This is a genomic window from Motilimonas sp. E26 (assembly GCF_021278025.1).
Lineage (GTDB): Bacteria > Pseudomonadota > Gammaproteobacteria > Enterobacterales > CBDFNC01 > Motilimonas.
Genome location: NZ_JAIBHJ010000003.1, coordinates 25,674 through 49,203, shown reverse-complemented (window position 1 = coordinate 49,203; position 23,530 = coordinate 25,674). Strand labels below are relative to the sequence as shown.

General features: G+C 42.5%; 27 protein-coding genes. 18 read left to right on the top strand and 9 right to left on the bottom strand.

The window, feature by feature from the left end:
- Window positions 1–109 precede the first annotated feature (109 nt).
- A complete protein-coding gene (locus K1M91_RS03040) occupies window positions 110–514 on the bottom strand; it encodes a hypothetical protein (RefSeq protein ID WP_232800086.1) in 405 nt (134 codons plus the stop codon).
- A 351-nt stretch (window positions 515–865) separates the two neighbouring features.
- Between K1M91_RS03040 and yidD the strand changes: the two genes are divergently transcribed.
- The 4 genes from yidD (at window position 866) to K1M91_RS03020 (ending at window position 3,095) form a co-directional block, all read left to right on the top strand.
- A complete protein-coding gene (gene yidD, locus K1M91_RS03035; RefSeq protein WP_232800085.1) occupies window positions 866–1,234 on the top strand; it encodes a membrane protein insertion efficiency factor YidD in 369 nt (122 codons plus the stop codon).
- A 117-nt stretch (window positions 1,235–1,351) separates the two neighbouring features.
- Complete coding sequence (locus tag K1M91_RS03030) at window positions 1,352–1,891, top strand: isochorismatase family protein (protein WP_232800084.1); 540 nt, start codon at window positions 1,352–1,354, stop codon at window positions 1,889–1,891.
- A 216-nt stretch (window positions 1,892–2,107) separates the two neighbouring features.
- Window positions 2,108–2,533: a nucleoside diphosphate kinase regulator gene (gene rnk, locus K1M91_RS03025; protein WP_232800083.1), complete on the top strand. Its 426-nt coding sequence runs from the start codon at window positions 2,108–2,110 to the stop codon at window positions 2,531–2,533.
- 121 nt (window positions 2,534–2,654) lie between these two features.
- Window positions 2,655–3,095: a hypothetical protein gene (locus tag K1M91_RS03020; RefSeq protein ID WP_232800082.1), complete on the top strand. Its 441-nt coding sequence runs from the start codon at window positions 2,655–2,657 to the stop codon at window positions 3,093–3,095.
- A 139-nt stretch (window positions 3,096–3,234) separates the two neighbouring features.
- Here the strand turns inward: K1M91_RS03020 and K1M91_RS03015 are convergent, their stop codons facing one another.
- Together K1M91_RS03015 and K1M91_RS03010 are read right to left on the bottom strand one after the other, a co-directional pair.
- Entirely contained in the window at window positions 3,235–3,624 is a 390-nt protein-coding gene (locus K1M91_RS03015) for a DoxX family protein (protein WP_232800081.1), read from the bottom strand.
- Complete coding sequence (locus K1M91_RS03010; RefSeq protein ID WP_282561080.1) at window positions 3,624–4,046, bottom strand: organic hydroperoxide resistance protein; 423 nt, start codon at window positions 4,044–4,046, stop codon at window positions 3,624–3,626. Before K1M91_RS03010 ends, K1M91_RS03015 begins: the two co-directional genes overlap by 1 nt.
- Before the next feature lie 226 nt (window positions 4,047–4,272).
- Between K1M91_RS03010 and K1M91_RS03005 the strand changes: the two genes are divergently transcribed.
- Complete coding sequence (locus tag K1M91_RS03005) at window positions 4,273–4,683, top strand: MarR family transcriptional regulator (protein ID WP_232800318.1); 411 nt, start codon at window positions 4,273–4,275, stop codon at window positions 4,681–4,683.
- 88 nt (window positions 4,684–4,771) lie between these two features.
- Here the strand turns inward: K1M91_RS03005 and K1M91_RS03000 are convergent, their stop codons facing one another.
- Window positions 4,772–5,317, bottom strand: coding sequence for a YbhB/YbcL family Raf kinase inhibitor-like protein (locus K1M91_RS03000; protein ID WP_232800079.1), 546 nt, complete (start codon window positions 5,315–5,317; stop codon window positions 4,772–4,774).
- A 92-nt stretch (window positions 5,318–5,409) separates the two neighbouring features.
- Window positions 5,410–6,264 carry a helix-turn-helix domain-containing protein gene (locus K1M91_RS02995; RefSeq protein ID WP_232800078.1) on the bottom strand — a complete coding sequence of 285 codons (855 nt, stop codon included), beginning with the start codon at window positions 6,262–6,264 and terminating at the stop codon, window positions 5,410–5,412.
- 292 nt (window positions 6,265–6,556) lie between these two features.
- Here K1M91_RS02995 and K1M91_RS02990 point away from each other — a divergent pair, with 292 nt between their 5' ends.
- From K1M91_RS02990 to K1M91_RS02960, 7 genes are all read left to right on the top strand, one after another.
- The gene (locus K1M91_RS02990; protein ID WP_232800077.1) at window positions 6,557–7,351 is read left to right on the top strand and encodes a transporter substrate-binding domain-containing protein; all 795 of its coding nucleotides are present in this window, start codon (window positions 6,557–6,559) and stop codon (window positions 7,349–7,351) included.
- 299 nt (window positions 7,352–7,650) lie between these two features.
- Window positions 7,651–8,379, top strand: coding sequence for a glutathione S-transferase family protein (locus tag K1M91_RS02985; protein ID WP_232800076.1), 729 nt, complete (start codon window positions 7,651–7,653; stop codon window positions 8,377–8,379).
- Between the two features lie 22 nt (window positions 8,380–8,401).
- Window positions 8,402–8,812, top strand: a complete 411-nt coding sequence (locus tag K1M91_RS02980; RefSeq protein WP_232800317.1) for a DUF1801 domain-containing protein — start codon at window positions 8,402–8,404, stop codon at window positions 8,810–8,812.
- Between the two features lie 160 nt (window positions 8,813–8,972).
- Entirely contained in the window at window positions 8,973–9,710 is a 738-nt protein-coding gene (locus K1M91_RS02975; RefSeq protein WP_232800075.1) for a glycosyltransferase family 2 protein, read from the top strand.
- 9 nt (window positions 9,711–9,719) lie between these two features.
- Window positions 9,720–10,388, top strand: coding sequence for a VTT domain-containing protein (locus K1M91_RS02970; protein ID WP_232800074.1), 669 nt, complete (start codon window positions 9,720–9,722; stop codon window positions 10,386–10,388).
- Window positions 10,388–12,094: a glycosyltransferase family 39 protein gene (locus K1M91_RS02965; RefSeq protein ID WP_232800073.1), complete on the top strand. Its 1,707-nt coding sequence runs from the start codon at window positions 10,388–10,390 to the stop codon at window positions 12,092–12,094. Before K1M91_RS02970 ends, K1M91_RS02965 begins: the two co-directional genes overlap by 1 nt.
- Window positions 12,095–12,445: 351 nt before the next feature.
- A complete protein-coding gene (locus tag K1M91_RS02960; RefSeq protein WP_232800072.1) occupies window positions 12,446–14,431 on the top strand; it encodes a BCCT family transporter in 1,986 nt (661 codons plus the stop codon).
- A 130-nt stretch (window positions 14,432–14,561) separates the two neighbouring features.
- On the opposite strand, the gene K1M91_RS02955 is transcribed toward K1M91_RS02960, so the two are convergent.
- Window positions 14,562–14,861 (bottom strand): DUF6482 family protein, encoded by a 300-nt coding sequence (locus K1M91_RS02955; RefSeq protein WP_232800071.1) that lies wholly within the window; start codon window positions 14,859–14,861, stop codon window positions 14,562–14,564.
- Between the two features lie 185 nt (window positions 14,862–15,046).
- Here K1M91_RS02955 and K1M91_RS02950 point away from each other — a divergent pair, with 185 nt between their 5' ends.
- The 3 genes from K1M91_RS02950 (at window position 15,047) to K1M91_RS02940 (ending at window position 17,983) form a co-directional block, all read left to right on the top strand.
- Window positions 15,047–15,736: a hypothetical protein gene (locus K1M91_RS02950; RefSeq protein ID WP_232800070.1), complete on the top strand. Its 690-nt coding sequence runs from the start codon at window positions 15,047–15,049 to the stop codon at window positions 15,734–15,736.
- 165 nt (window positions 15,737–15,901) lie between these two features.
- A complete protein-coding gene (locus K1M91_RS02945; RefSeq protein ID WP_232800069.1) occupies window positions 15,902–16,783 on the top strand; it encodes an AEC family transporter in 882 nt (293 codons plus the stop codon).
- A gap of 138 nt (window positions 16,784–16,921) precedes the next feature.
- Complete coding sequence (locus K1M91_RS02940; protein WP_232800068.1) at window positions 16,922–17,983, top strand: calcium/sodium antiporter; 1,062 nt, start codon at window positions 16,922–16,924, stop codon at window positions 17,981–17,983.
- 19 nt (window positions 17,984–18,002) lie between these two features.
- Here the strand turns inward: K1M91_RS02940 and K1M91_RS02935 are convergent, their stop codons facing one another.
- Together K1M91_RS02935 and K1M91_RS02930 are read right to left on the bottom strand one after the other, a co-directional pair.
- Window positions 18,003–19,232, bottom strand: a complete 1,230-nt coding sequence (locus K1M91_RS02935; protein WP_232800067.1) for a DEAD/DEAH box helicase — start codon at window positions 19,230–19,232, stop codon at window positions 18,003–18,005.
- Window positions 19,233–19,275: 43 nt separating this feature from the next.
- Window positions 19,276–19,509: a DUF6500 family protein gene (locus tag K1M91_RS02930; RefSeq protein ID WP_232800316.1), complete on the bottom strand. Its 234-nt coding sequence runs from the start codon at window positions 19,507–19,509 to the stop codon at window positions 19,276–19,278.
- Between the two features lie 150 nt (window positions 19,510–19,659).
- Between K1M91_RS02930 and opgC the strand changes: the two genes are divergently transcribed.
- The 3 genes from opgC (at window position 19,660) to K1M91_RS02915 (ending at window position 21,921) form a co-directional block, all read left to right on the top strand.
- On the top strand, window positions 19,660–20,793 hold the full coding sequence (gene opgC / locus K1M91_RS02925; RefSeq protein WP_232800066.1) for an OpgC domain-containing protein: 1,134 nt from the start codon (window positions 19,660–19,662) through the stop codon (window positions 20,791–20,793).
- A 29-nt stretch (window positions 20,794–20,822) separates the two neighbouring features.
- On the top strand, window positions 20,823–21,263 hold the full coding sequence (locus K1M91_RS02920) for a DUF2141 domain-containing protein (protein WP_232800065.1): 441 nt from the start codon (window positions 20,823–20,825) through the stop codon (window positions 21,261–21,263).
- Window positions 21,264–21,546: 283 nt separating this feature from the next.
- Window positions 21,547–21,921: a PH domain-containing protein gene (locus K1M91_RS02915; protein ID WP_232800064.1), complete on the top strand. Its 375-nt coding sequence runs from the start codon at window positions 21,547–21,549 to the stop codon at window positions 21,919–21,921.
- Between the two features lie 74 nt (window positions 21,922–21,995).
- Here K1M91_RS02915 and K1M91_RS02910 read toward each other — a convergent pair whose 3' ends face one another.
- Entirely contained in the window at window positions 21,996–23,429 is a 1,434-nt protein-coding gene (locus tag K1M91_RS02910) for an AraC family transcriptional regulator (RefSeq protein ID WP_232800063.1), read from the bottom strand.
- Between the last annotated feature and the right edge of the window lie 101 nt (window positions 23,430–23,530).

The window sequence follows — 23,530 nt, the reverse complement described above, 5'->3', positions numbered from 1 at the left end:
CGCAAGATGTGATAGGCTTCAAATTTAGGAGGGTGTCCTGTCTTTCTTCCTGTCTTTCTTGGTCAAATTTAGGAGGGTGCCCTGTCTTTGTCTTTCTCTTAGAAATAATTTACAGCAGAGCAAATCCTTTAGGTGCTAAGGGTTTATTAAATTTGTATAAATTGACGTAAATAATCGCGGGCTTATTTTGCCCTTTATATGTAAGTTGGTAGCGGTCAAGTAAACCTCCGCCAAAAGGCATAGACTTATCTTCAAATGCGCAACAACTACCAATTCGTGAAACTTTTACTTGTTCTCCATTTGGACCTAAAAGACCTTCAAAATATTGTACATGAGCACCTTCACTTTTTGAGCCTCGTAAAAAACCACCTAGCTCTATAGGTTTTTCTGCAATATAACCATACTCTGGATCTGTTGATGTTAAGTGAAAGCTTTCTACTGGAAGAGGTACTTGTGGGGTGGTGTTACAGCCCACTATTAATAAAATGAAAAGAATTACCAAAACTTGCTTCATTACCGATACTCCGATTTATTTCTAACAGCTTATTAGCCCCATAATGGGGTGATAAAACGCCCCAAAACAGCGCCTAAACATACCCTCAATATTTACACTATTTTTATCTAAGGTAAACAGCGCCTTACCGTTCTAGTTCAGCATCTCTGTTATATTCCGACAAAACGGCGACTAATAATGTTATGCGACAGGGGCAGGTGTTAACTCACTTCGCTCCAAAGGTATATTACGCCCAGTATGGAACTGATATTACTCTGCGGTAGCTATTGAACAATTCAACAAGCCGAATTAACATCAATAAAACATAATGTTAATGATGGTTAGCCATTCCAACTTGAACAGGAAGTAACCTTGAAGCTATTAGCCATTGCCATGATCCGTGGCTATCAACGCTTTATCTCACCTTACAAAGGTTTTCGCTGCGCGCATGCCCATTTACATCAAGGCCCATCTTGCTCTCATGCGGTGCTGGAGATAGTCAAAGCCGATGGCTTATACCATGGCTACCGCGCCATTCGTTTGCGTATCAAAGACTGTAAGCAAGCCTATCAAACGCTACAAAGTGCGAATAACCTCAACCGCTCAGATAAAGGCAAAAAGCGTAAAGAAAAAGACAAGTGGTATGATTGCTGCGATCCAAGCATCGCTTGTGATGCATGGAGCTGTAGCAAGAGTAAGCATTGCGATCTGCCCGATTTGCCTTGTGACTGCTGGCCTTAACGTCTAGCTATCTGATTAAGCCCACAGATCTAATAGGCTGAACTTGGCATTACTAAAGATAAGCTTAAGTTAACCATGATTATCAAAGCGCCGACATAACGTAGCAGGAGCATGAACATGTTAGACAAAAATAAAACGGGGCTCATTGTCATCGACGTACAAGGTAAGTTGGCTGATATTGTTACGGATAGTGAAGCGCTGTTAAAACAAATTCACATTATGATCAGCGGCGCTAAAGCGCTCAATCTGCCGATCATCTATCTAGAGCAAAACCCAGCTAAATTAGGCTCCACCAGCCCCTTGTTACAAAGCGCTTTAGACCCGGTTGAAGCAATAGCAAAATATACTTTTGATGCCTGCGCTGAGCCAGAATTTGTGGCCGCAATAAAAGCTTCCACTGTCACCACTTGGATAATCTGCGGTATTGAAGCCCATATTTGTGTCTATCAAACTACTTCCAGCTTATTACAACTTGGCTATCAAATTGAGCTATTGAAAGATGGCGTCGCTTCTCGCTCATCACCCAATAAAAGCCTCGCGATTAAAAAGCTGATGGCGCAAGGGGCCAGCATCAGCTGCGTTGAAATGTGCTTATACGAACTGGTCGCCGATTGCCGAGCACCGGAGTTCAAAGCAATTTTGCAGCTTATCAAATAATCGTTTAGTCCAATTAGCGCTATCCATACAAACACCTATTGAACCCCATTTAACTTGGTGTTAACTTGTTAAATTAATTAAAAAAATACGTTGCTATCACGCAACTGATAAATGCGCGTAAAAGTCGGTTTGTCTAGCATCATCAATGGATTGACTCAGTTAACTCAGTCTATTTCAGGATAAACCAAACCATGATTTTTCTTCTGTAGGTAAAAAATGACCCAAAGCCCTAGCATTACCATTTCATCTCTCGATGCCGATCGACTAGAAAAACTACTTGATTCCTTGGGGGATAAAGAATTTCCAGGCAAGGATGGACTGCAAGCTGAGCTAGATCGCGCGAATATTGTTGAGCCCGAGCAGATGCCACCTAACACGGTAACCATGAACTCAACTGTTCGCTTTAAAGTAGCCAATTCAGACAAAGAGCTTGCTTATACCTTGTCTTATCCAAGTGCGATAAATAATACAGCAGGCGATAATAGCGAAAAAATTTCTATTCTTGCGCCGATTGGCACTGCTTTATTAGGCCTATCTGAAGGCGACCAAATAGAGTGGCCTAAACCTGGTGGAGGCTTAGTTAAGGTAGAAATTATCGAGGTGCTGTATCAACCAGAGCGTGAAGGTGAGCTACATCGGTAACTAACGAAAGGGGCATTCTCACCAGGCGGTTGGTAATAATAATCAGCTAATGTTATCAACCTTAGCTATATTAGTATTTATCAAAATGCCCCTACTTCTTTTATACAGACCAATAACACAGATGAAGCCTAAATTAATTTCATTTCTTGGTCTACTGATCTCCTGTCACGCCATTGCAAATGAACGCGTTGATGCCATAGTGAGTGGCAAGTTAACTTTTCATACACCAAATGAAGCCATTTCATTGCAGCTTAACCAACAACACTGCCTTCTCACCAGCGAACATGATGTTATACAAGACAAAATGGCGATAATCTTAACCTGTGCGAAACAAAAACAAGTACTTTGGGATGAAACATCAACCAACGACACCGTGTTCATTGATGAACCGAATGTTAACATGCACTGGGCGGGCGATATGGATGACGATGGCAAATTAGACTTAGTTGTTAGCATCAATCCAAAATATTCTTGCGATCAAAAATTCACTTATTTATCGAGTAAAGCTAGAGCCGGAGAGTTAATGGGTTTAGCCAAAATCGGCGAATTAAGCTGCTGCTAAAATAGAGTCAATAACGACGAAGTGAAAGGAATGTTCAAATCGGCATTAACAACGCCATTGAACCCGAGATGAGCATTAGCAACAAAAAGGCCGCTGTTTAAGTAGCGGCCAACGGAGCTAACAAATTGTTGTTTTCGATTTAATTATTTCGGTTAAAGCTGCCTTTCCAGCTGTGCCCTGCCAGTAATAATAAACCTGCAAAAATAGCCAAGTTTTTAACAAAGTTTTGCTGCTCGTGCGCGCCTTCCATGCCAGTGAAATTCCAAAAATCATGCAGATTAATGTTGATCAGCAGCACCATGCCCGCAAGTACTAATGCACAGATGGCGGTGTAGCGATTAGCTAGAATGAACAGAGCTGCGCCAATCTGTACTATGCCTGCCGCTGCAAGTAAAACTGGGATTAACATCATTTGATGCTTTTCCATTAGCGCAACATGCATGTCCCAAGCAACAAATTTCATAATGCCGGGCAATAAAAAATACAGCGCTAATAATACTCGGCCAGTCGTGATTAATGCTTTATCCATTACAGCGCTGCACCATTCACACTCAGTTTTACATCGATATTGCCTTTAACCGCGTTTGAGTAAGGACAAACTTGATGAGCGACCGCGACCAGTTGCTGTGCGGCATCTTGCTCCAACTCGAGCGTGACACTTAGGCTTACCGTTAAAGCAAAGCCGCCCGCTTCATTGGCCACTAAGCCAACTTGAGCCGTAACCGGTGCTTGACTAAGCGCTAATTTTTGCTCGCGCGCCACATGCAAAATGGCATTAGAGAAACACGCCGCATAACCAGCAGCAAACAGCTGCTCTGGGTTAGTCGCCTCACCGGTGCCACCCAGCTCTTTAGGATAACTAAGGCTTAAAGACAATTTACCGTCATCGGTAGAAACTTGACCGTTACGGCCTGATAATGCGGATGCAGTGGTTGAATATAATGCAGACATAATGATTCCTCTCATGGGTATGGTTACTGATTTAATATAATTGCCAGCAATTAAGTTGCGCACAATTCAATTTATGTCGCAGTATAGGTCGATCTGGATTTATAATGCAAGTATATTGTGCGCAATTTAATTGCATCACTATTTTCTTTTGGAGTATTTCATGACCGACAAGCAAGCCCATGTTACGCACCAAGCCGATGTGACCACAAATGAGTCAGGTGAACTAATGCTTGAAAATCAAGTATGCTTTTCGCTATACAGCGCGGCAAATGCGATTATTCGAGCTTATCGCCCCCTGCTCGAAGCTATCGATTTAACCTACCCGCAATACCTCGCTATGTTAGTGCTATGGGCCAATAATGGCATTAACGTAAAAGACATGGGCGCTAAGTTACATCTTGATTCAGGTACGTTAACGCCCCTATTAAAGCGCCTTGAAACAAAAGGTTTACTCGATAGAAAGCGTGGTTTAACAGATGAACGGGTACGTGAAATATGGTTAACCGAGGCAGGTAAAACACTAAAGACACAGGCGAAATCCATTCCCTATACAATGTTTTGCAAAAGTGAATTACCTGTTGAAGAGCTAGCTGCATTGAAAGCAACTTGCGATAAACTATTAAGTAATATTAATTAATCGATACAGATATATCCCCACGTCATCACTGAATAAGGTTTTAATAGCTGAGCGAGTTACGCCTCAGACGAAACTGAGGCGGCACCTGTTAATCGCGATGATAAGTGGCGGTAATAGTGGCTGATTCAATACCATTGAGGTAGATTTGATAGCCAATTAAAGCAGGGTTAATCTCAGGTCCAAAATCAATTTTTTCAACCTTCATGGCATGAATTGAAAACTGATAACGGTGCTGGCCGTGACCTTGCGGAGGACATGGACCACCATAGCCAACTTGATTAAAATCGGTTTTAGATTGTACGCTGCCAACGGGCATTGTTTGGCCATCCATCGCGCCTGCGCCTTGCTTTAGTTCTGTCACGTTGGCGGGAATATTAAATGCCACCCAATGCCAAAACCCACTGATGGTTGGCGCGTCAGGATCATACACCGTTAACACAAAACTTTTGGTGCCCTCTGGAATATCACTCCAACTTAAATGGGGAGATATGTTTTGCCCTTCACAACCCCATTGATCAAAAACATGCTTAGCGCTGATGGTTCCACCATCTGCTAAATCATTACTTTGTAACTCTAGGGCCTGTGCCGACGCGGCTAACCCAGATAATAAAACTAACGTACTTAAGCGTTTCATCTTGATGCTCCCTTCTATTTAAGATGCAACCAGAATAAAGCAACGTAAAACCAAACAAGGCCGAGAAACAGCCAACAATTAACGCGAAAAGCTCAAATCACCGTTTTTTGCAATTCTGACGGTAGCATGCCAAAACGTTGTTTAAATTTGGCGCTAAATGTTGAAGCCGATTGATACCCACAAAGCTCACTAACAAAAGCAATAGGTCGCTTTTCAATACCACTTTGTAACAAATGTAAACCATGGCCTAACCGTGCATCGACTAATAACTGTCTAAAACTGGTTTGTTCTTCTTTCAAGCGTCGGCTTAAGGTGGTTTCACTCAGGTTCAAACGTGCTGATACATTTGCTACCGACCAGTCAAAGGCAGGATCTAAACTGAACAATTGTGAGACCTTGTCACTCCACTTAGATTGCGGCAGTTGAAACAGGGAATTGCCATGGCCACTGAGTAGCAATGACAATAAAATCTCCGTATATCTATGGTCTAATAACGCTGGTGCAAGCCCCGATTGATAAGCGTCCAACAGGTGTAACACCGCTGAAAGTACCGTTTCGTCAACGGTAAAAGGCATAAACGTTTGTTTTTTGGCCTGCGACTGTTGAAGGATTTTTCCGTACTGCTGCTGTACTGAGCTAATTTGCTCTGGCGTAAAAAATAACACCAAAGCGTAGAAAGCGCCGTCTTTAGGGGTGTTGGTGATAGTAAAGTTTACGTGAGCGGGAAAAACGATCCCCTGTCCCGCTTTCACAGCAATATCACTACAGGAAGACGAAACCCATTTTGTACCTTGTACGATAATCACCAAGAAATTATGCTGAGACTGTAAATCACGTATTTGTTGCGCACTAACACAGCGCACATAACCCAAACCAAGTATGCGCTCGTTAGGCTCAGCCTTCTGAACCCAACGCTTTAAATTTTGCCATTTACTTTGCGCTATCATTTCGCTCCCCACTATCACCCATGTTAATGCACCCCATTAACCCCTTTAAAATATACCCAGCGCAAGTATTAAATTAACATCATAAAGAACATATCTAGAACCCGCCAAGCGGTGCCTAAATAGGTAAAAAACCATGTAAAACAAACGCCTCACATAAGACATAGCCTAAAAAGATTAACCTACAAGCATAATCAAATGAACCCCAGAGCAATATGAAGCAACACAACAGATGGCTAAAAAATATTGAACAAGCTATATTTCAGTTAAAATTCATATATTTCAGGTTAATTTTATGCCGACTCAGAATAAATCCCGCCTCACTTTCATCATACTACTGAGTTTAATATTCCCCTTCTTTACTGTCGCAGCGCCCGTTGAGAAAGCACTTAGAATCGTAACTCTCCAAGACTTCAAACCTTTTATTTGGTGTGATGAACAGCAAGCAAAAGGTATTGATATCGATATCATTACTGAGCTATTTCACCGTATTGAGTCCCCCTTTACAATTGAATGTATGCCTTGGAAACGAGCGCTTACCTATCTTCGAAACGGTACTGTCGATGCTTTGTTTTCCGCCTACAAAACCACCGAGCGTGAAGCCTTTGCGACTTACTTAGATTATCCACTGCATACCAGTGTATTTAGCATTTTTACTCATAAAGGTAACATCAACAGCTATAGCCAAACCAGTGATCTGTATGGCAAGCGCATTGGTATTTCCAGCGGCTACAGTGTCAACCCTGAATTTGATCAAGCTAAAGCTGAGCAGCGTTTTGCGATTTCAGAAATAAAGTCGACCGAATCAGGCATTCGGATGCTGTTAATGGATAGAATCGACTTTTATATCAATGGCAAAACCGTAGTCTTAAATAAAGCAAAAGAAATGGGAGTAGCGAATCAACTGTACGACATGAGCAGGCCTATGCATGAACCTAAACCAGCCTATTTAATTATTTCTAAAGCAGCAAAAATCCATAATAAAGAGCAACTCATCAACAAACTTAATCACTCTCTTGAACAAATGTGGCAAGATGGCACCATAGAGACCATCATCAACCGCTACACGCAACCTAGTCAGATCCAGTAATCCCAAGGGCGAACGCATGAACAAACAATATTTGAGCATGACCTTCTAATAAGTAGCATTTTATTAAACGAAACGTCCTAAAATCATCCTTGATGACTTAACTACCGCTTCGCTGCGGCAGATATTCGTCTAAGAAAACGTCACTTATCGTTCAAAAAAACACTCACGCATTTGCCCTGCAGCCCCCCTTGATAAATTACATTGCGATTAAATTAGCAAAAGTAGCAGCCCAACTTTACTACTGACACATATTGTCACTCGCTAGCGCTATGATGAAATTCACTTTCAAGGAGAGCGCCATGTTAATTTTAAAACAGACTGCCGTTGAGTTTGACGGCATTAATGCCAGCCCATTTTGTGCCAAAGTTGAGTTATTTTTACGCTACTACCAAATCCCATTCAAAATAGAAGCTGCTCTGCCCATGGATGGGCCCTATAAGAAAATTCCTTTTGCTGTTTACCAAGGGGAAACCTTAGGCGATTCTGAGCTCATATTGCAGCGATTAATCAATGATTACGCCATTGATGAAGGCTTAACCTCATTACAACAAAGCCAAGGTTACGTTTGGCAAGTGGCTCTTGAACAACATTTATACTGGTTGATGGTATATTGTCGTTGGCACCCAGAAGCCAGTTGGAAAATATTAGAACAAGCATTTTTCAGCGGTTTAAAGTGGCCAGCCCGACCTTTTATTGCCAAGCAGTCTCGAAAGTTAGTGCTAAAAAATCTATATTCACAGGGGGTAGGACGCTTTAGTCTTAAACAAGTATTGCAAGCTGCTGAGCAATGCTTTGTGGCATTGGAAGCACACCTCAGTAAAAATACGTTTATTTGTGGCGATACATTTAGCCGTTTTGATTTGTTTGCTTATGCCATTGTTAAGAACATTGATAACCATGATATGCCAACGCCACTGGCATCTATCATTGAGGGATTTAGCCAACTTAAGCTGTATCAAGCCCGTGTTGAGCAAGCATTAAAAAATAAAGCAGGTTCAGTTCACAGCTTAACTTCACTTTCAGCATAAAAGGATTGCCATGCCAACTGAGATGCCAGCTGATGTACAAGATAAATTTAATGATTACCCCAGTTCGGTAAAGCCCAAATTGCTGCAACTCAGGGCGATCATTTTCGAGCTTTGTCAGCAACACCAACTGGGTAAAGTAGAAGAATCATTGAAGTGGGGTGAGCCCAGCTATGCTGTTAAGCATGGCAGTCCAGTGCGGTTCGACTGGAAAGCCAATCACCCCGATCATTACTGCTTATTTTTTAACTGCAAAACCCGCTTGATAGATACCTTTCGAGAATTGTTTAGCACTTATCCAACCATCACCTTTGCAGGTAATCGCGCCATGCTATTGCCTTTAAGCCAACCTCTACCAGATGCTGTGCTTAAGCAGTGTTTGTTAATGGCACTTACCTATCGCAAAATCAAACACCTCCCCTTGCTGGGAGCATAAAGCAGAATGTGCGCTACCACTTAATATTTTTGTCATCTTGGCGCTATATTCTTAACAGCTTATTGAAAATACTATACTAATTTTGCGGCTAGAAAACGCTAAGACTAAGCTTTCACCCCACAGCAGGCCGTCAGTTTTTATCTATCTCACTGAGTATGTTATGCATCCATTTGTGTCAGTCGTCATTCCAGCTAAAAATGAACAAGGCAACATCGGCCTACTGATTAAAGAAATCAGCGAAGTATTACACGCCTTAGGTAACATTCAGTTTGAGGTGGTATTGGTCAATGATGGCAGCAAAGATAACACAGTGATAGAAGCAAAAGAGTTTGCCGCTCAAAGTCAATGCCAATTGCAAGTAATCAGTCATGAAGCCAGTTGTGGACAAAGCACAGCACTGCATACCGGTATCTTTCATGCCAAAGGAGAATGGATTGTAACGTCTGATGCTGATGGCCAAAATGATCCGGCTGACATTCCCGCATTATTGCAAGCTGCGCAGCAGGTACAAACAGAGCATTTTTGTATTGCCGGATTTCGCAATAAACGATTGGATACGCCTTGGGTAAGGCTACAATCAAAAATAGCCAATGGTATTCGCCAACGCTTTTTAAATGATGGCGTGCCCGACTCTGGTTGTGGTTTAAAGGTCTTTCCCAAACGTACTTTTCAAGCCCTTCCCTATTTTGATCATATGCATCGATTTTTGCCGGCACTGGTTAAAAGAATCAACGGCAAAATTGTGGTCTGTCCAGTAAATCATCGCAACCGTGCAGTAGGGCAATCAAACTACACCGCATGGAGCCGAGCGTGGGTGGGTGTTGTCGATATGTTTGGCGTGATGTGGCTGCGCAAGCGAACCAAATTACCGCGAATTATTAGCGAAGAAATTGAGTAACACAGGTATATGAAATGGGTCAAAATCACCTTATTCGTCACGCTACTGAGCGTATTGGCCGTCAGCATAGATTCCCCCATTTGGCTCCACCTCGCCGATTCTCTATGGCTAGAAGATTACATTACTCAGCATGGTAACAGTGCTCATTTCACCATTTTCATCACCAGCATTTTATTTCTTTTTATCGGTGGGCCTCGCCAAGTCGTGGCTTTTTTATTTGCTTATTTATATGGCGTGATGATAGGAGTAAGCCTTGCGCTATTTACTTGCCTCGTTGCAGCTGCGGCGAATTATTTTATCGCCAACCTGTATTTAAAAAATACCTTACATAAAAAGCTACCTCTACGGATGGAAAAATTTAGTCGCTTTGCTAAGCACAAGCCATTTTTAAAAATCCTAACACTCCGCCTATTTCCTTTTGGCAGCAATTTACTCACCAACACCTTGTCAGGTGGCGGCAGTGTTCCTTTCTTCCCGTTTATTACTGCTAGCTTAGTTGGTTATTTGCCACAAACAATCATCTTTTCTCTCGTTGGCGATGGCATGAATGATGCGAACAGCACCATGCTTTATATCAGTATTATCATGGCATTAATTAGCTTCATTTTATCAACCCTACTTTACCGTGATCACATCAAGCAGCGCCTAGAAAATTTAAAAATGGAAGTTTCAAACTAATGGATAAATCATTTTTTAACGACCGCTATTACAGCAATTTGCTGTTCATTCTATTTATTGCTTTTTGCATTATCTTTATGGGTATCGGACTGCGTGACCCTTGGCCAGCGGACGAGCCTCGTTTTGTTGAAGCTGCTAAAGAAATGGTTGATTCGGGTCGCTGGTTTTTCCCACTACGAGGAGGCGAGCTTTATCCCGACAAGCCACCGATTTTTATGTGGTCCATCGCGCTACTTTATAAACTCACAGGAAATCTCTCCGCGACATTTTTAATTCCTAACGCCATCGCGGGATTAATCACCTTGCTATGTGTGTTTGATCTTGCCGCTAAACTTTGGAATGTTAACACTGCGCGAAATGCATCGATGCTGCTATTAATAGCACCGCAATTTGTCATTCAGGCAAAAGCCGCGCAGATAGATGCCATGGTGGCTTGTTGGATCACGGTTACTATGTATGGTTTAGTTCGGCATTTTTTTGTCAAGCCAAACATGCGCTGGTATTTATTTAGTTGGGTGTGTATGGCGCTTGGCATTCTCACCAAAGGAGTTGGCTTTTTACCCTTACTTATTTTTGTGCCTTTGCTTTTTCTTCATTTTGTAAAAAAGGAACAATTTGCAGCACCTATCAATTTCAAACTATGGTTTGGCCCATTAACCATGCTAGGTACTTTAATGCTCTGGCTGCTGCCGGTGTTGTATTTTGCAGCCAGCAAAGATAACCCCGACTTTACTGCTTATCGAGATAACATTCTGCTGCAGCAAACAGCGCAACGTTACGCGAACCCAACCGGCCACTTAAAGCCTTGGTATTACTTTATAGTGAGTGTTGTGCCGTTATTGTGGTTCCCACTTTATTTATTTCTATTTAGTAAAAAAAGTTGGGTTGAAATAAAGGCATCGCCATTATTACAAACGCTATTAGTTTGGGTCGTCTGTGTGGTTATTTTCTTTAGTATTAGCCCGGGTAAGCGCGGCGTTTATATTTTACCCGCGCTGCCAATGCTAGCGCTCGCGATGGCAGCTATCATCAGCCAAACTAGGGTGGCAAGCTGGGTGAATAAAGTGCTAACGGGTTTTGCTGCTATATTTGCCTTGGTATTCATCACTGCCACGATAATGAGCTTAATAGGTTCATCAAAATTGACGAAACAGCTCGGTGACGAGTTATTGCCATTTGCCGCTTTATTCGCTTTGGCCGCAGCAACTTGGATCGCAGCCCTATGGCGCTATAAACTGCAATTAACATTACCTCGTTTTGGCGCGGCGCTTGCCGTAACTTGGTTGCTTTATGGTTCATTAGGGTATGTATTAATGAACCCAACCAGAACGCCCGCGAAGCAAATAATGGCAACCGTTAAAGAGCGTATCGGCGCAGAAGGCGAGCTAGGCTTAACCTTATTAAAAGAACAGTTTTTACTATTTTCAACCATCCCGATGACTCACTTTAGCTACTTGAGCAGCCATCCCGAACAATATCGAAATGCTTGGTTATGGATGAACGAAAAAGATAATCGCTACATTTTAACTCAAGCGCGTGATAAAGGGGTGGTTTGCTTTGATCTCAATAAAGGAGTCTTGATTGGCAACGCGCATCGCAGAGATTGGATTTTATTAGATAAATCGACAATGACATCTGAGTGTCAAGCTCCCAAAGAGGTTAAGCGCTATTACACGCCGCAACTTCATTTTTACGATAACCTATAGTCAATAATCAATAGGTTTCGAAATAGTTGTTTTGTAAGGGGTAAAGTGATTTTTTGCCCCAGTATAAAGCTGCTGTAAAGCGGTAATACCTGCCACGAAAACTAAAACAATCCATCGCTATTTAACAAAAGAATGGTGTTTTGTGCTAGCATTAGCTACTGAACAAACACATGTAAGCAGGATAACTTAACCGATAACCGTTATCTCTGTGTATCTTTTGGCTGTTTTACACTCATTTATTAGTGAGTATTTGCTTACGTTGTGAAGCCCTTTTTGCTTCGCGCTCTGTTAAGCAGTCATCGTGATCTAAGGAAATGACCCTTAGGGCGCGCCTTCAACCAAAGACTTATTATGGAAATACAAACAAAAATAAATAAACCCGTTTTTATCTCTTCGTTACTTATTGCGGTTTCTATCGCTTTTATTGCCGCTTTAAAGCCTGATCTTAGTGGTCAGTTTTTTGGCGAAGTTCAATCTTGGCTGGTCAGTAAAGTCAGCTGGATTTACATTTTAGCTGTCGCTATCTTCCTCATTTTTACCGTTTGCATTATGGTCAGCCGCTTAGGCGACCTTAAGCTTGGTCCCGATCACAGTGAGCCGGATTACACCAATGTGTCGTGGTTCTCTATGTTGTTCTCCGCTGGCATGGGCATTGGCTTAATGTTTTTCGGTGTGGCTGAGCCCGTGATGCATTATTTAAGCCCGCCAATTGGCGATGCCGCCACCATAGCGGCAGCAAAAGAAGCCATGCGCATCACTTTCTTCCACTGGGGCCTACATGCTTGGGCTATTTATGCCGTGGTCGCATTATCTTTGGCTTATTTCTCTTATCGCCACAAGTTACCACTGTTGCCACGCTCTGCTTTATATCCATTAATAGGCGATCGAATATACGGCCCCCTAGGCCACGCCGTGGACACCTTTGCAGTTGTGGGGACACTATTTGGTGTAGCCACATCTTTAGGTTTTGGCGTGCAGCAACTTAACGCTGGCTTAATGCATTTATTTGAATTACCTCAAACCCCCTTAATCCAACTAGGGCTGATTATTATTATCACCGTTTTAGCCACAGGCTCGGTGATCTTAGGTTTAGATGGCGGGATTAAGCGCCTCTCCAATCTCAATATGATATTGGCACTTACCCTATTAGTTGGCATTTTACTATTGGGGCCAACAGAATTACTTCTGCAATCATTTGTAGAAAATACCGGCACCTATATGAGCGAGTTGGTGAACAGCACATTTAATATGTACGCCTATGATCCAAAAGAAGACTGGCTGGGTGGCTGGACCATGTTGTATTGGGGCTGGTGGATATCTTGGTCTCCTTTTGTTGGAATATTTATTGCGCGCGTTTCTCGTGGTCGTACCATTCGTGAATTTATCGTCGGCGTGCTTTTCATCCCAGCTGGTTTTACCTTCTTATGGATGACCGTATTTGGCAACAGTGCCATTCACATGATTGCAGGTGATACTGCGCACTTATTAGCTCAAGCAGTAAATGATAATGTGGCTATTGCTATCTTTATTTTCTTTGAGCAATTTCCGCTTTCTTCATTCTTGTCCTTTATTGCTGTATTGCTGGTAACAACATTCTTTATTACCTCTGCAGACTCTGGCGCCCTGGTTATTGATACCCTAACCGCAGGTGGCGAGCAAGACACACCATTGTGGCAGCGTATTTTTTGGACCAGCATGATTGGCATCATCGCTTCGACACTGCTATTTGCGGGAGGCTTACAAGCCCTGCAAACCTTAACCATTGCCAGCGCATTCCCATTCATGTTCATCATGATGCTATTTTGCTATGGTTTATTTAAGGCGCTACGTCATGATTTAATGTTGCAAAAAAGTGTGCAAAGCCACAATACGTCAGTTCAATTTACCCAAAGTCAGATCCACTGGAAAGAGCGCTTAAATACGTTATTGGTTCACCCTGGTTTAAATCAGGCTGAGCGATTTATTGAACATATCGTTCGCCCAGCATTAACTGAACTCTGTGAGCAGTTTGAGCAAACGGGTCTTAAAGCAAAATTGATTGAAGACAGTGAAAAAATCCGCTTAACTATCTACAAAGAAGAAGCAGAAAATTTCTCTTATGGTATTCGATTACGTCACTTTGCGGTGCCAGCCTATGCCGAAGAAAAGCATGATGATTACTACCGCGCTGAAGTATTCTTACTACAAGGCGGCCAGCAATATGATGTTTTCGGCTATACCCAAGAGCAAATTATTGCGGATGCGATCACCCAGTATGAGCGCCATTTACATTTCTTGTACTTAGCCAGCTCTGAAATTTTAGAAGAAGAAGGTGAAGTTAATACCGGTCAACAATAGTAACCTGAGACTGGCTTGAGCTATGGCATTGATCACCATAGCTCAAGCCATTAAAAATAAGCTTCTATGATTGCTTTTACACATCGCAGGATGCAGGGCTAAGCACTGATGACTCCACCCTAAGGGTCGATTAGAGACAAATTTTCATTTCTTGAAAACATTCATTAGCTGATACTTTTTCACCCAGCATTTCATCGTAAGGTAAATCGAGTTTTAAGATTACCGAATCAAAGCCTAATTTTTTCATTCCCTCCTTGGCATTAACCAAGCTGTTAAAATGGATAGTTTCACCACTACTATTGGTGATAGGCTCAGGCGCATTATGCACAATGACTTCTGGTCGATAATAGGAAGAGTCAGCATAAGTATATAAAATACAATCAGTTTCTCCACCATGAGCTAACCACTTCTTTATTTGCTTCTGTTGCATAAAACCTCCAATAGTTGGCATACTTGCTTAAAGCTTGGTAGTTAATATAAACATTGCCAGCCATAAATGTAAATTTTTTGCTGTATTTGCCGATGCCAAAGAAAGCGATGTTACAGACGACAATTCCAAGTCATGGTACTCAACCCCCAACAGAAGTAAGTTTACATACGTAAGGGAGCATCAACATGGTGGTTATTAAGCAATCAAATAGGCTACCAGTTCAGCCACAATTGAACCGAAGTGAGCAGCAGCCGATAGAGAAAATAAAGGATAAAAATCACGAAGTGACCCACTCGACTCGTCAGGAGCAAGTGTCCTTCGATCTAGCTCATGGGATCTCAACTGAGTTATCTCAGCGCCTTGATGAAGAAGTGTCGCAACGTATGCTTCTTTATATGGAAGAAATGACCAAAACTCAGTCAGCATTACAAACTAGCGTGTACGAGTTCGCAGCATTTAAAGAAAAACAAATGGCTGAAAACCCTGATCTAGATCTTAGTGAGCTGGATCTGTCGCTGCAAAAAGATGGCACTTTAAAGCTATCAGGGGCAAACCTATCACCTGAAACCTTATCTGAACTGGAGCAGGAGATTGCTAACAATGATAAGTTAAAAGAGGCGTTTACTCAGCTTCATACTGGTATCGTTTATGGCTTAAAACACCGAGACTCAGTTGGCTATAACGAATTACAGCAAGATGAGCTGCGCGGCTCATTGCAGCTCAACGAGTTAACGGAACGTTATAATAATCAATTTCAACCTAATGGCTTTGGCCAAGATTATCTGACCATGGAAGCAAGGTTAAATGTGGATACCGGCTTATTTGCTCACTTTCTTATGAACGCCCTAAACCCTAGGATCAGTACATTGGTTTAACCTTATAACACAGGCATACGAGTGCTTCGTTTTGTGCTTACAGCATCTAGTAAAAGTCACTTAAGGCTGCTTATGCATTCAACAACTCACACTCTTCGCTCCTGTCATTTTGCTTAAAATTAAGATAACGTCATGAGTTTCTTACTGTAATAGAAGCCTGCTTTTATGCTTAGCCAAGTAATCGCTATTTTACTGCCCGTTTTTTCCTTGGTCTTAGTGGGCTTTTGGGTGGGCAAAACCATGAATATTAATTTTGCGCCAATCAATCGCCTTAATATCGATGTATTTGTGCCCGCCCTCGTTTTTTCATCCTTGGTGGCGATGCCCCTAAACATGAGCCAAGGTCCTTTAATTATCGCCGCCTTGTCTGTGTTGCTGTTGCCGGGCGTCCTTTTTATCTGCCTTGCGCCAAAATCAATGAACTTTAAAAGCTGGGCGCCCACCTTAATGTTCCGCAACAGTGGCAATTTAGCCATTCCTTTGTTTGGCTATGCTTTCGGCGCCGTTGCGGCTGAGGCTGCGGTATTATTGTTTGTGGTGTCTACTTGTTTGCATGTGATTTTTGGCAGCTTGATATTAAGTAACCAGCGGGGCTGGCAAAACTTAGTCAGCGCCTTTAAAACGCCGCTATTTATTGCTGCTTTGGCGGCTATAACCCTTAATCTTGGCCAAGTACACATTTACCAGCCCATTGCCGAGGCGACCCAATTACTTGGTCAAGCAGCGATTCCTGTAATGCTATTAGCGCTGGGCTCTCAGATGACTCAGTTGCAACTTGATGGCTTAAAAATAGGGCTTATTAATATTGGTCTGAGTTTACTCACTGGCGCGGTGTCGTTTACCTTAGTCTATTTGTTTATTCCCTTACCTAGCTTACACCTAAAAATGATCTTGTTATTTAGTATGCTACCGCCTGCGGTAATGAACTACCTCTACGCCGAGCGTTACCAAAATGAGCCCCATAAGGTGGCTGCAATGGTGTTATTTGGTAACGCTTCAGCCTTAGTTAGCTTACCTATTCTGCTACTTATATCACTGTCACTTTAATTCTTTATATTACAAAAACTTAGAGTAACAAGTTGAGCGATAATCAAAACAAATTTATTTGTTTATTAGCCTCTATCTTCGCGCTATAAAAAGCCTTACTATCGCGATCATGACAACGCCAACTTTAGAGGCAAAATAGTGGTTTATTTATTGTTAGTGTTAGGCCTAGTGTTACTGATTTACGGTGCAGATTGTTTAGTGAAAGGCGCGGCGCGATTAGCCTTAAGCGCAGGTATTCCAAGCTTGGTGGTTGGTTTAACAGTGGTGGCTTTTGGCACCAGTGCACCTGAGTTAGCGGTGAGTATTGGCGCAGCCTTTTCTGGCGAAACCGAGATGGCAATAGCCAATGTCGTCGGCAGTAATATCTTTAACGTGCTGTTTATTCTTGGCTTAGCCGCGATTATTTCTCCTTTAGTGATTTCTAAGCAGCTTATAAAGCAAGATGTACCTATCATGGTTGCGATTTCAGCCTTAGTGTTTTGGCTGGTTAGCGACGGTATGTTAAGCCGTATTGATGCTGCGATACTCGTGGTGCTGTTAATTAGCTACACCAGCTTTTTATTTATTCAGGGCAAAAAGAGCCCGCCCGAAACTGAAGATGATGACAATATGGCTGCAGCACCTTGGTGGCAAAACGTGCTTTGGGTTATCGCGGGTTTTGCCTTGTTGGTTATCGGCGCGCAACTGCTCGTAGCAAATGCGGTGGCTATTGCGCAGTCATTTGGCGTGAGTGAGGCGGTTATTGGTTTAACCATCGTCGCCATTGGTACATCACTACCTGAGGTGGTCACCTCGCTAGTTGCCACCGTAAAAGGACAGCGTGATATTGCTGTTGGTAACGTCATTGGTAGTAATGTATTTAACTTGTTAGCGGTACTGGGCGTATCAGGCTTGATTGCGCCAAGCGGGCTAACTGCTGATGCGGCATTAATTAACCTTGATCTCCCCGTCATGCTGGGTGTTGCTTTATTGTGTGTACCGTTATTTTTTACAGGCGCTGCCTTAAGCCGTTTGGAAGGGATTAACTTCTTTGTGTTGTACTTAGTTTACACCGCTTATTTAATTAGCAGTGCCATACAATCGGGCTATCAAACACCGCTGGGTCAAGTAGCGGCATATGTGATAATTCCATTAACCGCCATCTTAGTTTTGAGCACCCTGATATGGGATCTGAAGCAACGCCGAGCACGCTCAGCTTAATTCTGCTTAACTACGTTATTCAACGCTTTTTATTGCCAAACGCCCGCTTTTTAGCGCGGCGTTTTTGTGCGCCACGGCTATTTTTCTTATCAATGGGGGCACTCTTAGTTAAATCAGGCTCAAAGCCCGCGAGCCATTGCGCCGCTAAACGCTGATCAATTAACAGTTCTATTTCTTCTAAGCGCCATTCTTCATCGGGGCTTAATAAGGTAATGGCCAAGCCTGCTTGACCCGCACGCCCAGTACGGCCAATACGGTGCACATAATCTTGGGCAACAAAAGGCAGCTCCATATTAATCACACAACCTAATTGCGCAATGTCCAAACCCCGTGCCGCCACATCAGTGGCCACCAGCACGTTCAAGTCACCCATTTTGAACTCATTAAGTACTTGCTCTCGCACAGCTTGCGATAAATCACCATGAAAGGCATGAGCCGCCAACCCTTTTGCTTGCAGCTGCTTAGCAATTTGGTCAACGCCTTGCTTGGTACGACTAAAAATAAGGCTTTGTTGGTCGGGCTTTTTTTTCAACAAAAACGAGATGAGATCGACTTTTCTATCATCGTCCACAGCATAAACAATTTGTTCAACGGGTGCGGCGACACTATTACGATTGTCCACTTCAATGAATACAGGATCTGTTAGCAACCGCTTACTTAGCTTAAAAATAGCATCGTCGAAGGTAGCGGAAAATAATAAGGTCTGACGCTTGCTCGGCAGTCGTTGCAAAATCCCATTAATCTCGTCAGCAAAGCCCATGTCTAACATGCGATCCGCTTCATCAAACACTAAGTAACTCAGTTCATTCAACGTCAAGTTACCCTGCCTGAGGTGATCAAGTAAACGCCCCGGTGTCGCCACAATCACGTCAACGCCTTGTTTAAAACGTTTAACTTGCGCAGCGATACTTACGCCGCCATAAACCACTGCCGCTGTTAACGAACAATGCTTAGCATATTGCTGAAAGCTATGTTCCACTTGCACCGCTAGCTCTCGCGTCGGTGTCAGTACCAGTCCTCGCACTGGCTTTACGCCATCAGCCGGCACTGGTTGCTCGTTTAATCGTTGTAACATAGGCAGTAAAAATGCGGCGGTTTTACCAGTGCCCGTCTGCGCGCCCGCCATCACATCTCGCCCCGCTAAAATCATCGGAATAGCTTGGCTTTGGATGGCTGTGGGCTGTTGATAGTTAAGCTCTAACAGCGCTTGGTGAAGTTGAGGGTCACTGATTAATTGAGAAAAAGACATAGCAACTAGCTGATCAAAAATAGGTTGGCCAGTGTAACAAAAATCAGTGTTTTGGTGGTGTTTTTATGTCCTCAACCATCGCTTTAATCTTTACCGCTTTCTCAAAATGATCAAGTTGATGAGTTTCAATCCACCACTTTGCTACCGCCATTAAGGTACTTGGTTCGGTGTTTTTGTTAGCGAAAAAAGCATAAAAAGACAGGCCTACACCTTCACCTTTCTTGGCGATTTTTTCATCACAAACACGGGTCATTTTTTCCTGCATGGTTACGGGTATTGTCATTGTTACAACCTTAGAAATAGAAAAACGTAGTGTTAACAATTATTCAACCACCGTCAAATTCGTTAAAACTGTTAAAAGCGCATTTTCGGTCAGTTTTATTTTGTTGTTCCTCCTAAGCTAAAAGCATCATACAAGGAGGCACCCATGAACAGGATCCATGCATTAGATGCACTTAGAGGGCTGTTATTAGTTCTAATGACAATAAATCACTTAGTTTGGATAAGTGGTGGCAATACATTTTTACAATATTTTACTTTGCAGCCTTTAGGTCAAGTAGGCGCAGCAGAAGGATTTATTTTTATTTCGGGGTTACTTGCTGGCCTGATTTACAGTGCCGACAAATACTCCAATAAGCAGGTTGTTAGCAAGGCTGTCCATCGCGCTTGGACTATTTATTGTTATCACATTATTTGCTTATTATTAGTGCTCGCTGTGGCTTGGATAGCAATATCCATTTATCCCAGCGCACGAGACGTATATCAAACGTCAATGCCTAATTTTTTCCAAGCGCCAGAGCATGCGAGCTGGTTGTCCTTATTACTGCTAAATAGACCTGCTTATTTTGATATCTTGCCATTGTATATCATCTTTATGCTGGTGTTACCTGCGGTGATCATTGCCTTTCGCCGCGGCTATGGCTGGTTAGCTTTAGCCGTCAGTGTTGCCCTTTGGTTGAGCAGTAGCTGGTTTACACAAACTAGCTTAACTGGTCTATATCAAAGCGTTTCGCCCGCACTCGGTATTAGTGTTGGCTACTTTGATCCTTGGGCTTGGCAGCTACTATTTATGATGGGAGCGGCTATTGGTTATGGCAAACGTCAACAAAGTATTAATTGGTACGCCTCAAACGTTCCAGTATGGATAGCACTGATTGTAGTGGCTGCCATATTCATTACCCACCATGGCGCTTTTTTATCCATGGGTATACATCAGGGCGTATTATATCAATTTGCCGATAAGCCCGAGCTTGGCTGGTTACGCATACTCAACCTTTTACTATGGGTTTACTTATTGGGCTTTGTCATCAGCCGTTGGCCTAACGCCCTCAACATTCCCGGCTTACGTTTATTAGGTCGTCACTCTTTGCAAGTATTCGCTTGGCAGACCTTACTAATTTTTATTGTCGCGCCTTATCTGCAGCAATTGGGCGACAGTGGTAGCTATACCCTTTGGCTAATCTTATTAACCTGCACTTTATTTATTGCCGCATTTATCCATCAGCAATGGCAAAACAAACAGCGTGAAAAAGTTCAGCAAACAACGCCTAACTTGGCATGAGTTAAGACTAAGTAAACTGAGGAATGAAAATGAAAAAAACCTTACTGATAACTAGCATAGTGTTAGCACTAAGCGCATGTGGTAGTGAACAACCAACCACAATTAACGACGGGAAAACGCACCAGCTCACTATTGAGCTAGGTAACCTCACCCGTGACGAAGGGGATGTTAAAGTATTTTTGTATAAAAGCACTGACGACTTAAGAGGCGATCCCACTCAATTAACCCAGACTTATAGTCTAGCTCAAGCCAGCCAACCTATTATCATTGATGACGTCCCGACAGGCGATTACGCTATTTTTGTGATGCAAGATTTGGATCAGGATGGCGACTTAAAAATGAGCGCCCAAGGAATGCCCCTTGAGCCTTACGGTTACTCACAAAATCCAACATTAATGGGGCCGCCAAGTATGAACCAAGTCAAATTTGCCGTTACTGCCGATACAGTAGCAAAAATAAGCTTTTATTAACTCCCTGCAAGCCTTGGCAGCTAGTTACGGTTAGCTGCCCTTTTAGGGACGTGGTGATAAATAAAATCAGGAAAAACTCATGTCAGTTATTTTACAAGGAATAAAAAAGTCCTTACTAGCAGTTCTAGGCTTTGTACTGGGCTGCAGTGCATTTGGACTTATTTTACTATTATTAATCTCTCTGGTAAGAAGCCAATAAAGTTAGATCTTCTGTTTCATACTTGTTCATTGTTACTGTTCGTTCTAATCTAAAGCCCTGACTCACTCATCAACGAGAAGCAATATGGGAATTTTTGATGCCTTAATGGGCAACGCATCTGAAGTAAACTTAGCAGAGCTTAGCGCCGAATTGTCACCAATTATGGCAGATAACGAAGAACTGGCTCTAGCCTACAAGCTCATTAGAGATATGTTCGTGTTTACTAACAAACGCTTGATCATGATAGATAAACAAGGGATCACTGGTTCAAAAGTGGAATACCACTCCATACCTTATAAATCGATTACGCACTTTTGCGTTGAATCAGCAGGCACCTTTGACATGGACTCAGAACTAAAAATTTGGGTATCAGGTTCATCTGCCCCTATCGTTAAAGAGCTGAAAAAAGGGACGAATGTAGTCGGTATTCAGAAGACGATTGCTAATTTTATGTTTTAATAAACGAGCTTATCAGGGCCTCACTTTGAGGCCCTATGCTGATTTTGTAAATATGCAAACACATAAAATGACCTTTATGCTTTTCGGCCATTGCGCAATTTAACGGGCAACCAGAGCTCAAACTGATAATGTTCGCCATCGTTTTTGATATTGCTGATCCATTCATGCCCCCTTACCTGATAATAAGGAGAATCCCACAAATAAAAGTTGTAAACGTAGTTAAGTGCGAAATCAATTTGCGCGAGGGTTCCTTGCAGCTGGCATTTCAAGTACGAAGCAGCAGTAAGGGTTATTACTTCGCTATTTGGCAACGTTGATTTATCAGCTAAATTAAGATCCATGAACGAAGCATGAAATTCATGCTCAGGACTAAACTGTGCCGAGCCATGTTCACCAATTAAAACGGCTTTACCTTGATTTAACGTTGGTGAAATATCACCATTAGCCATATTAGTCACCTCAGGCCAACGCTCAAATAGTGCCACTAAACGCTCTGATACTTGGCTTAAACTAAAAGGTAACTGAGTGGATAAAATCCGCATGTTAAGGTCAGGTATTTGAATCAACTGCTCCGAAATACTCAAGCCAACGGGCAACGCTTCACTGCTAAGATCATCAATTAAAGGAAAATAGCCTAATAATTTGCCATCTTCAGTGCCCTGCCACAATACCGGAAACTCTACCAATGCTAACTGTTGCTCAGGTAAATAGTGCTCGAATAAATAACGTAAAAAGTGCTTTACCTTAAAAACATCAGTCAACTCAAAACAATGGTAACGTTGCTGTTTTACCTGAAACAAGATCAAGTCATACTCTTTAGGTAGAGCAACACCTAACCCTTCAACCTGTATCGCCGCCAACATCATAAAGAGTCCCGTTTCATGATGACAACGGTTGATAAATTCCATTGAGTAATAGCGGTCCATTGATGTGTCCAGTCCAAGTGCTGAAACTTCCTGCTCAAATGATTGCCAGAGTGCAGAGAAATCCTGAAAAAAATCGTTTGAACCATGACGAATAGAATTAAGTGTAGCCGGTAAAGCTAAGTATTCTGCCGCAGGTAAAGTAACAACAGTAGGCGTAATTGCACGCAACTCGGCGTAACATTCAAGATAGGCACGGGTCAGTGGCTGTGACTTAATTTGTTGTGCCCAAAGTGGTTGCCCCTTAATATTTTTTGGTGAAATACCAAAGTGACGCTTAAACGCTCGGGCAAACGCTTCTTGCGACTCAAAGCCATAATTCAAAGCAATATCAATGATTCTAAGAGGGGAATCGGCCAGTTCTGCTGCTGCAAGGCTCAGTTTTCGCCCAGTACTGTATTGACCTATGGATTGCCCTGTTAACTCTTTAAACTCGCGCTGCAAATGCCACTTACTGACACCCAACCAATGAGACAAGTGCTCTAAAGTAAAACATTGAGGTAAATGTGCTTCAATATAATCCGTTAATTTAATTACTCGACTTAAACTATCCATGTCGTCTATCTGGCTTTGAAAACTAAGCAAAATATACCATAAACCAGTGATGTTAACGCTTGTAAGATCAACGCTTAGAAAGCAAAAAACGCGCGAACCTCTCGGTCAGCGCGTTTTTTGATCCAACAAAG

Bases quoted from the DNA above. Each gene is read 5' to 3' on its own strand.
- K1M91_RS02915 (WP_232800064.1), top strand. From the start codon at position 21,547: ATGGGAATTTTTGATGCCTTAATGGGCAACGCATCTGAAGTAAACTTA.
- K1M91_RS02920 (WP_232800065.1), top strand. From the start codon at position 20,823: ATGAAAAAAACCTTACTGATAACTAGCATAGTGTTAGCACTAAGCGCA.
- K1M91_RS03010 (WP_282561080.1), bottom strand. From the start codon at position 4,046: ATGTCTGCATTATATTCAACCACTGCATCCGCATTATCAGGCCGTAAC.
- rnk (WP_232800083.1), top strand. From the start codon at position 2,108: ATGACCCAAAGCCCTAGCATTACCATTTCATCTCTCGATGCCGATCGA.
- K1M91_RS02960 (WP_232800072.1), top strand. From the start codon at position 12,446: ATGGAAATACAAACAAAAATAAATAAACCCGTTTTTATCTCTTCGTTA.
- K1M91_RS03000 (WP_232800079.1), bottom strand. From the start codon at position 5,317: ATGAAACGCTTAAGTACGTTAGTTTTATTATCTGGGTTAGCCGCGTCG.
- K1M91_RS02975 (WP_232800075.1), top strand. From the start codon at position 8,973: ATGCATCCATTTGTGTCAGTCGTCATTCCAGCTAAAAATGAACAAGGC.
- K1M91_RS02935 (WP_232800067.1), bottom strand. From the start codon at position 19,232: ATGTCTTTTTCTCAATTAATCAGTGACCCTCAACTTCACCAAGCGCTG.
- K1M91_RS02945 (WP_232800069.1), top strand. From the start codon at position 15,902: ATGCTTAGCCAAGTAATCGCTATTTTACTGCCCGTTTTTTCCTTGGTC.
- K1M91_RS02955 (WP_232800071.1), bottom strand. From the start codon at position 14,861: ATGCAACAGAAGCAAATAAAGAAGTGGTTAGCTCATGGTGGAGAAACT.
- K1M91_RS02970 (WP_232800074.1), top strand. From the start codon at position 9,720: ATGAAATGGGTCAAAATCACCTTATTCGTCACGCTACTGAGCGTATTG.
- K1M91_RS02985 (WP_232800076.1), top strand. From the start codon at position 7,651: ATGTTAATTTTAAAACAGACTGCCGTTGAGTTTGACGGCATTAATGCC.
- K1M91_RS02990 (WP_232800077.1), top strand. From the start codon at position 6,557: ATGCCGACTCAGAATAAATCCCGCCTCACTTTCATCATACTACTGAGT.
- K1M91_RS02965 (WP_232800073.1), top strand. From the start codon at position 10,388: ATGGATAAATCATTTTTTAACGACCGCTATTACAGCAATTTGCTGTTC.
- K1M91_RS02980 (WP_232800317.1), top strand. From the start codon at position 8,402: ATGCCAGCTGATGTACAAGATAAATTTAATGATTACCCCAGTTCGGTA.
- opgC (WP_232800066.1), top strand. From the start codon at position 19,660: ATGAACAGGATCCATGCATTAGATGCACTTAGAGGGCTGTTATTAGTT.
- K1M91_RS02950 (WP_232800070.1), top strand. From the start codon at position 15,047: ATGGTGGTTATTAAGCAATCAAATAGGCTACCAGTTCAGCCACAATTG.
- K1M91_RS03030 (WP_232800084.1), top strand. From the start codon at position 1,352: ATGTTAGACAAAAATAAAACGGGGCTCATTGTCATCGACGTACAAGGT.
- K1M91_RS03005 (WP_232800318.1), top strand. From the start codon at position 4,273: ATGCTTGAAAATCAAGTATGCTTTTCGCTATACAGCGCGGCAAATGCG.
- K1M91_RS02995 (WP_232800078.1), bottom strand. From the start codon at position 6,264: ATGATAGCGCAAAGTAAATGGCAAAATTTAAAGCGTTGGGTTCAGAAG.
- K1M91_RS03020 (WP_232800082.1), top strand. From the start codon at position 2,655: ATGAAGCCTAAATTAATTTCATTTCTTGGTCTACTGATCTCCTGTCAC.
- K1M91_RS03015 (WP_232800081.1), bottom strand. From the start codon at position 3,624: ATGGATAAAGCATTAATCACGACTGGCCGAGTATTATTAGCGCTGTAT.
- K1M91_RS03040 (WP_232800086.1), bottom strand. From the start codon at position 514: ATGAAGCAAGTTTTGGTAATTCTTTTCATTTTATTAATAGTGGGCTGT.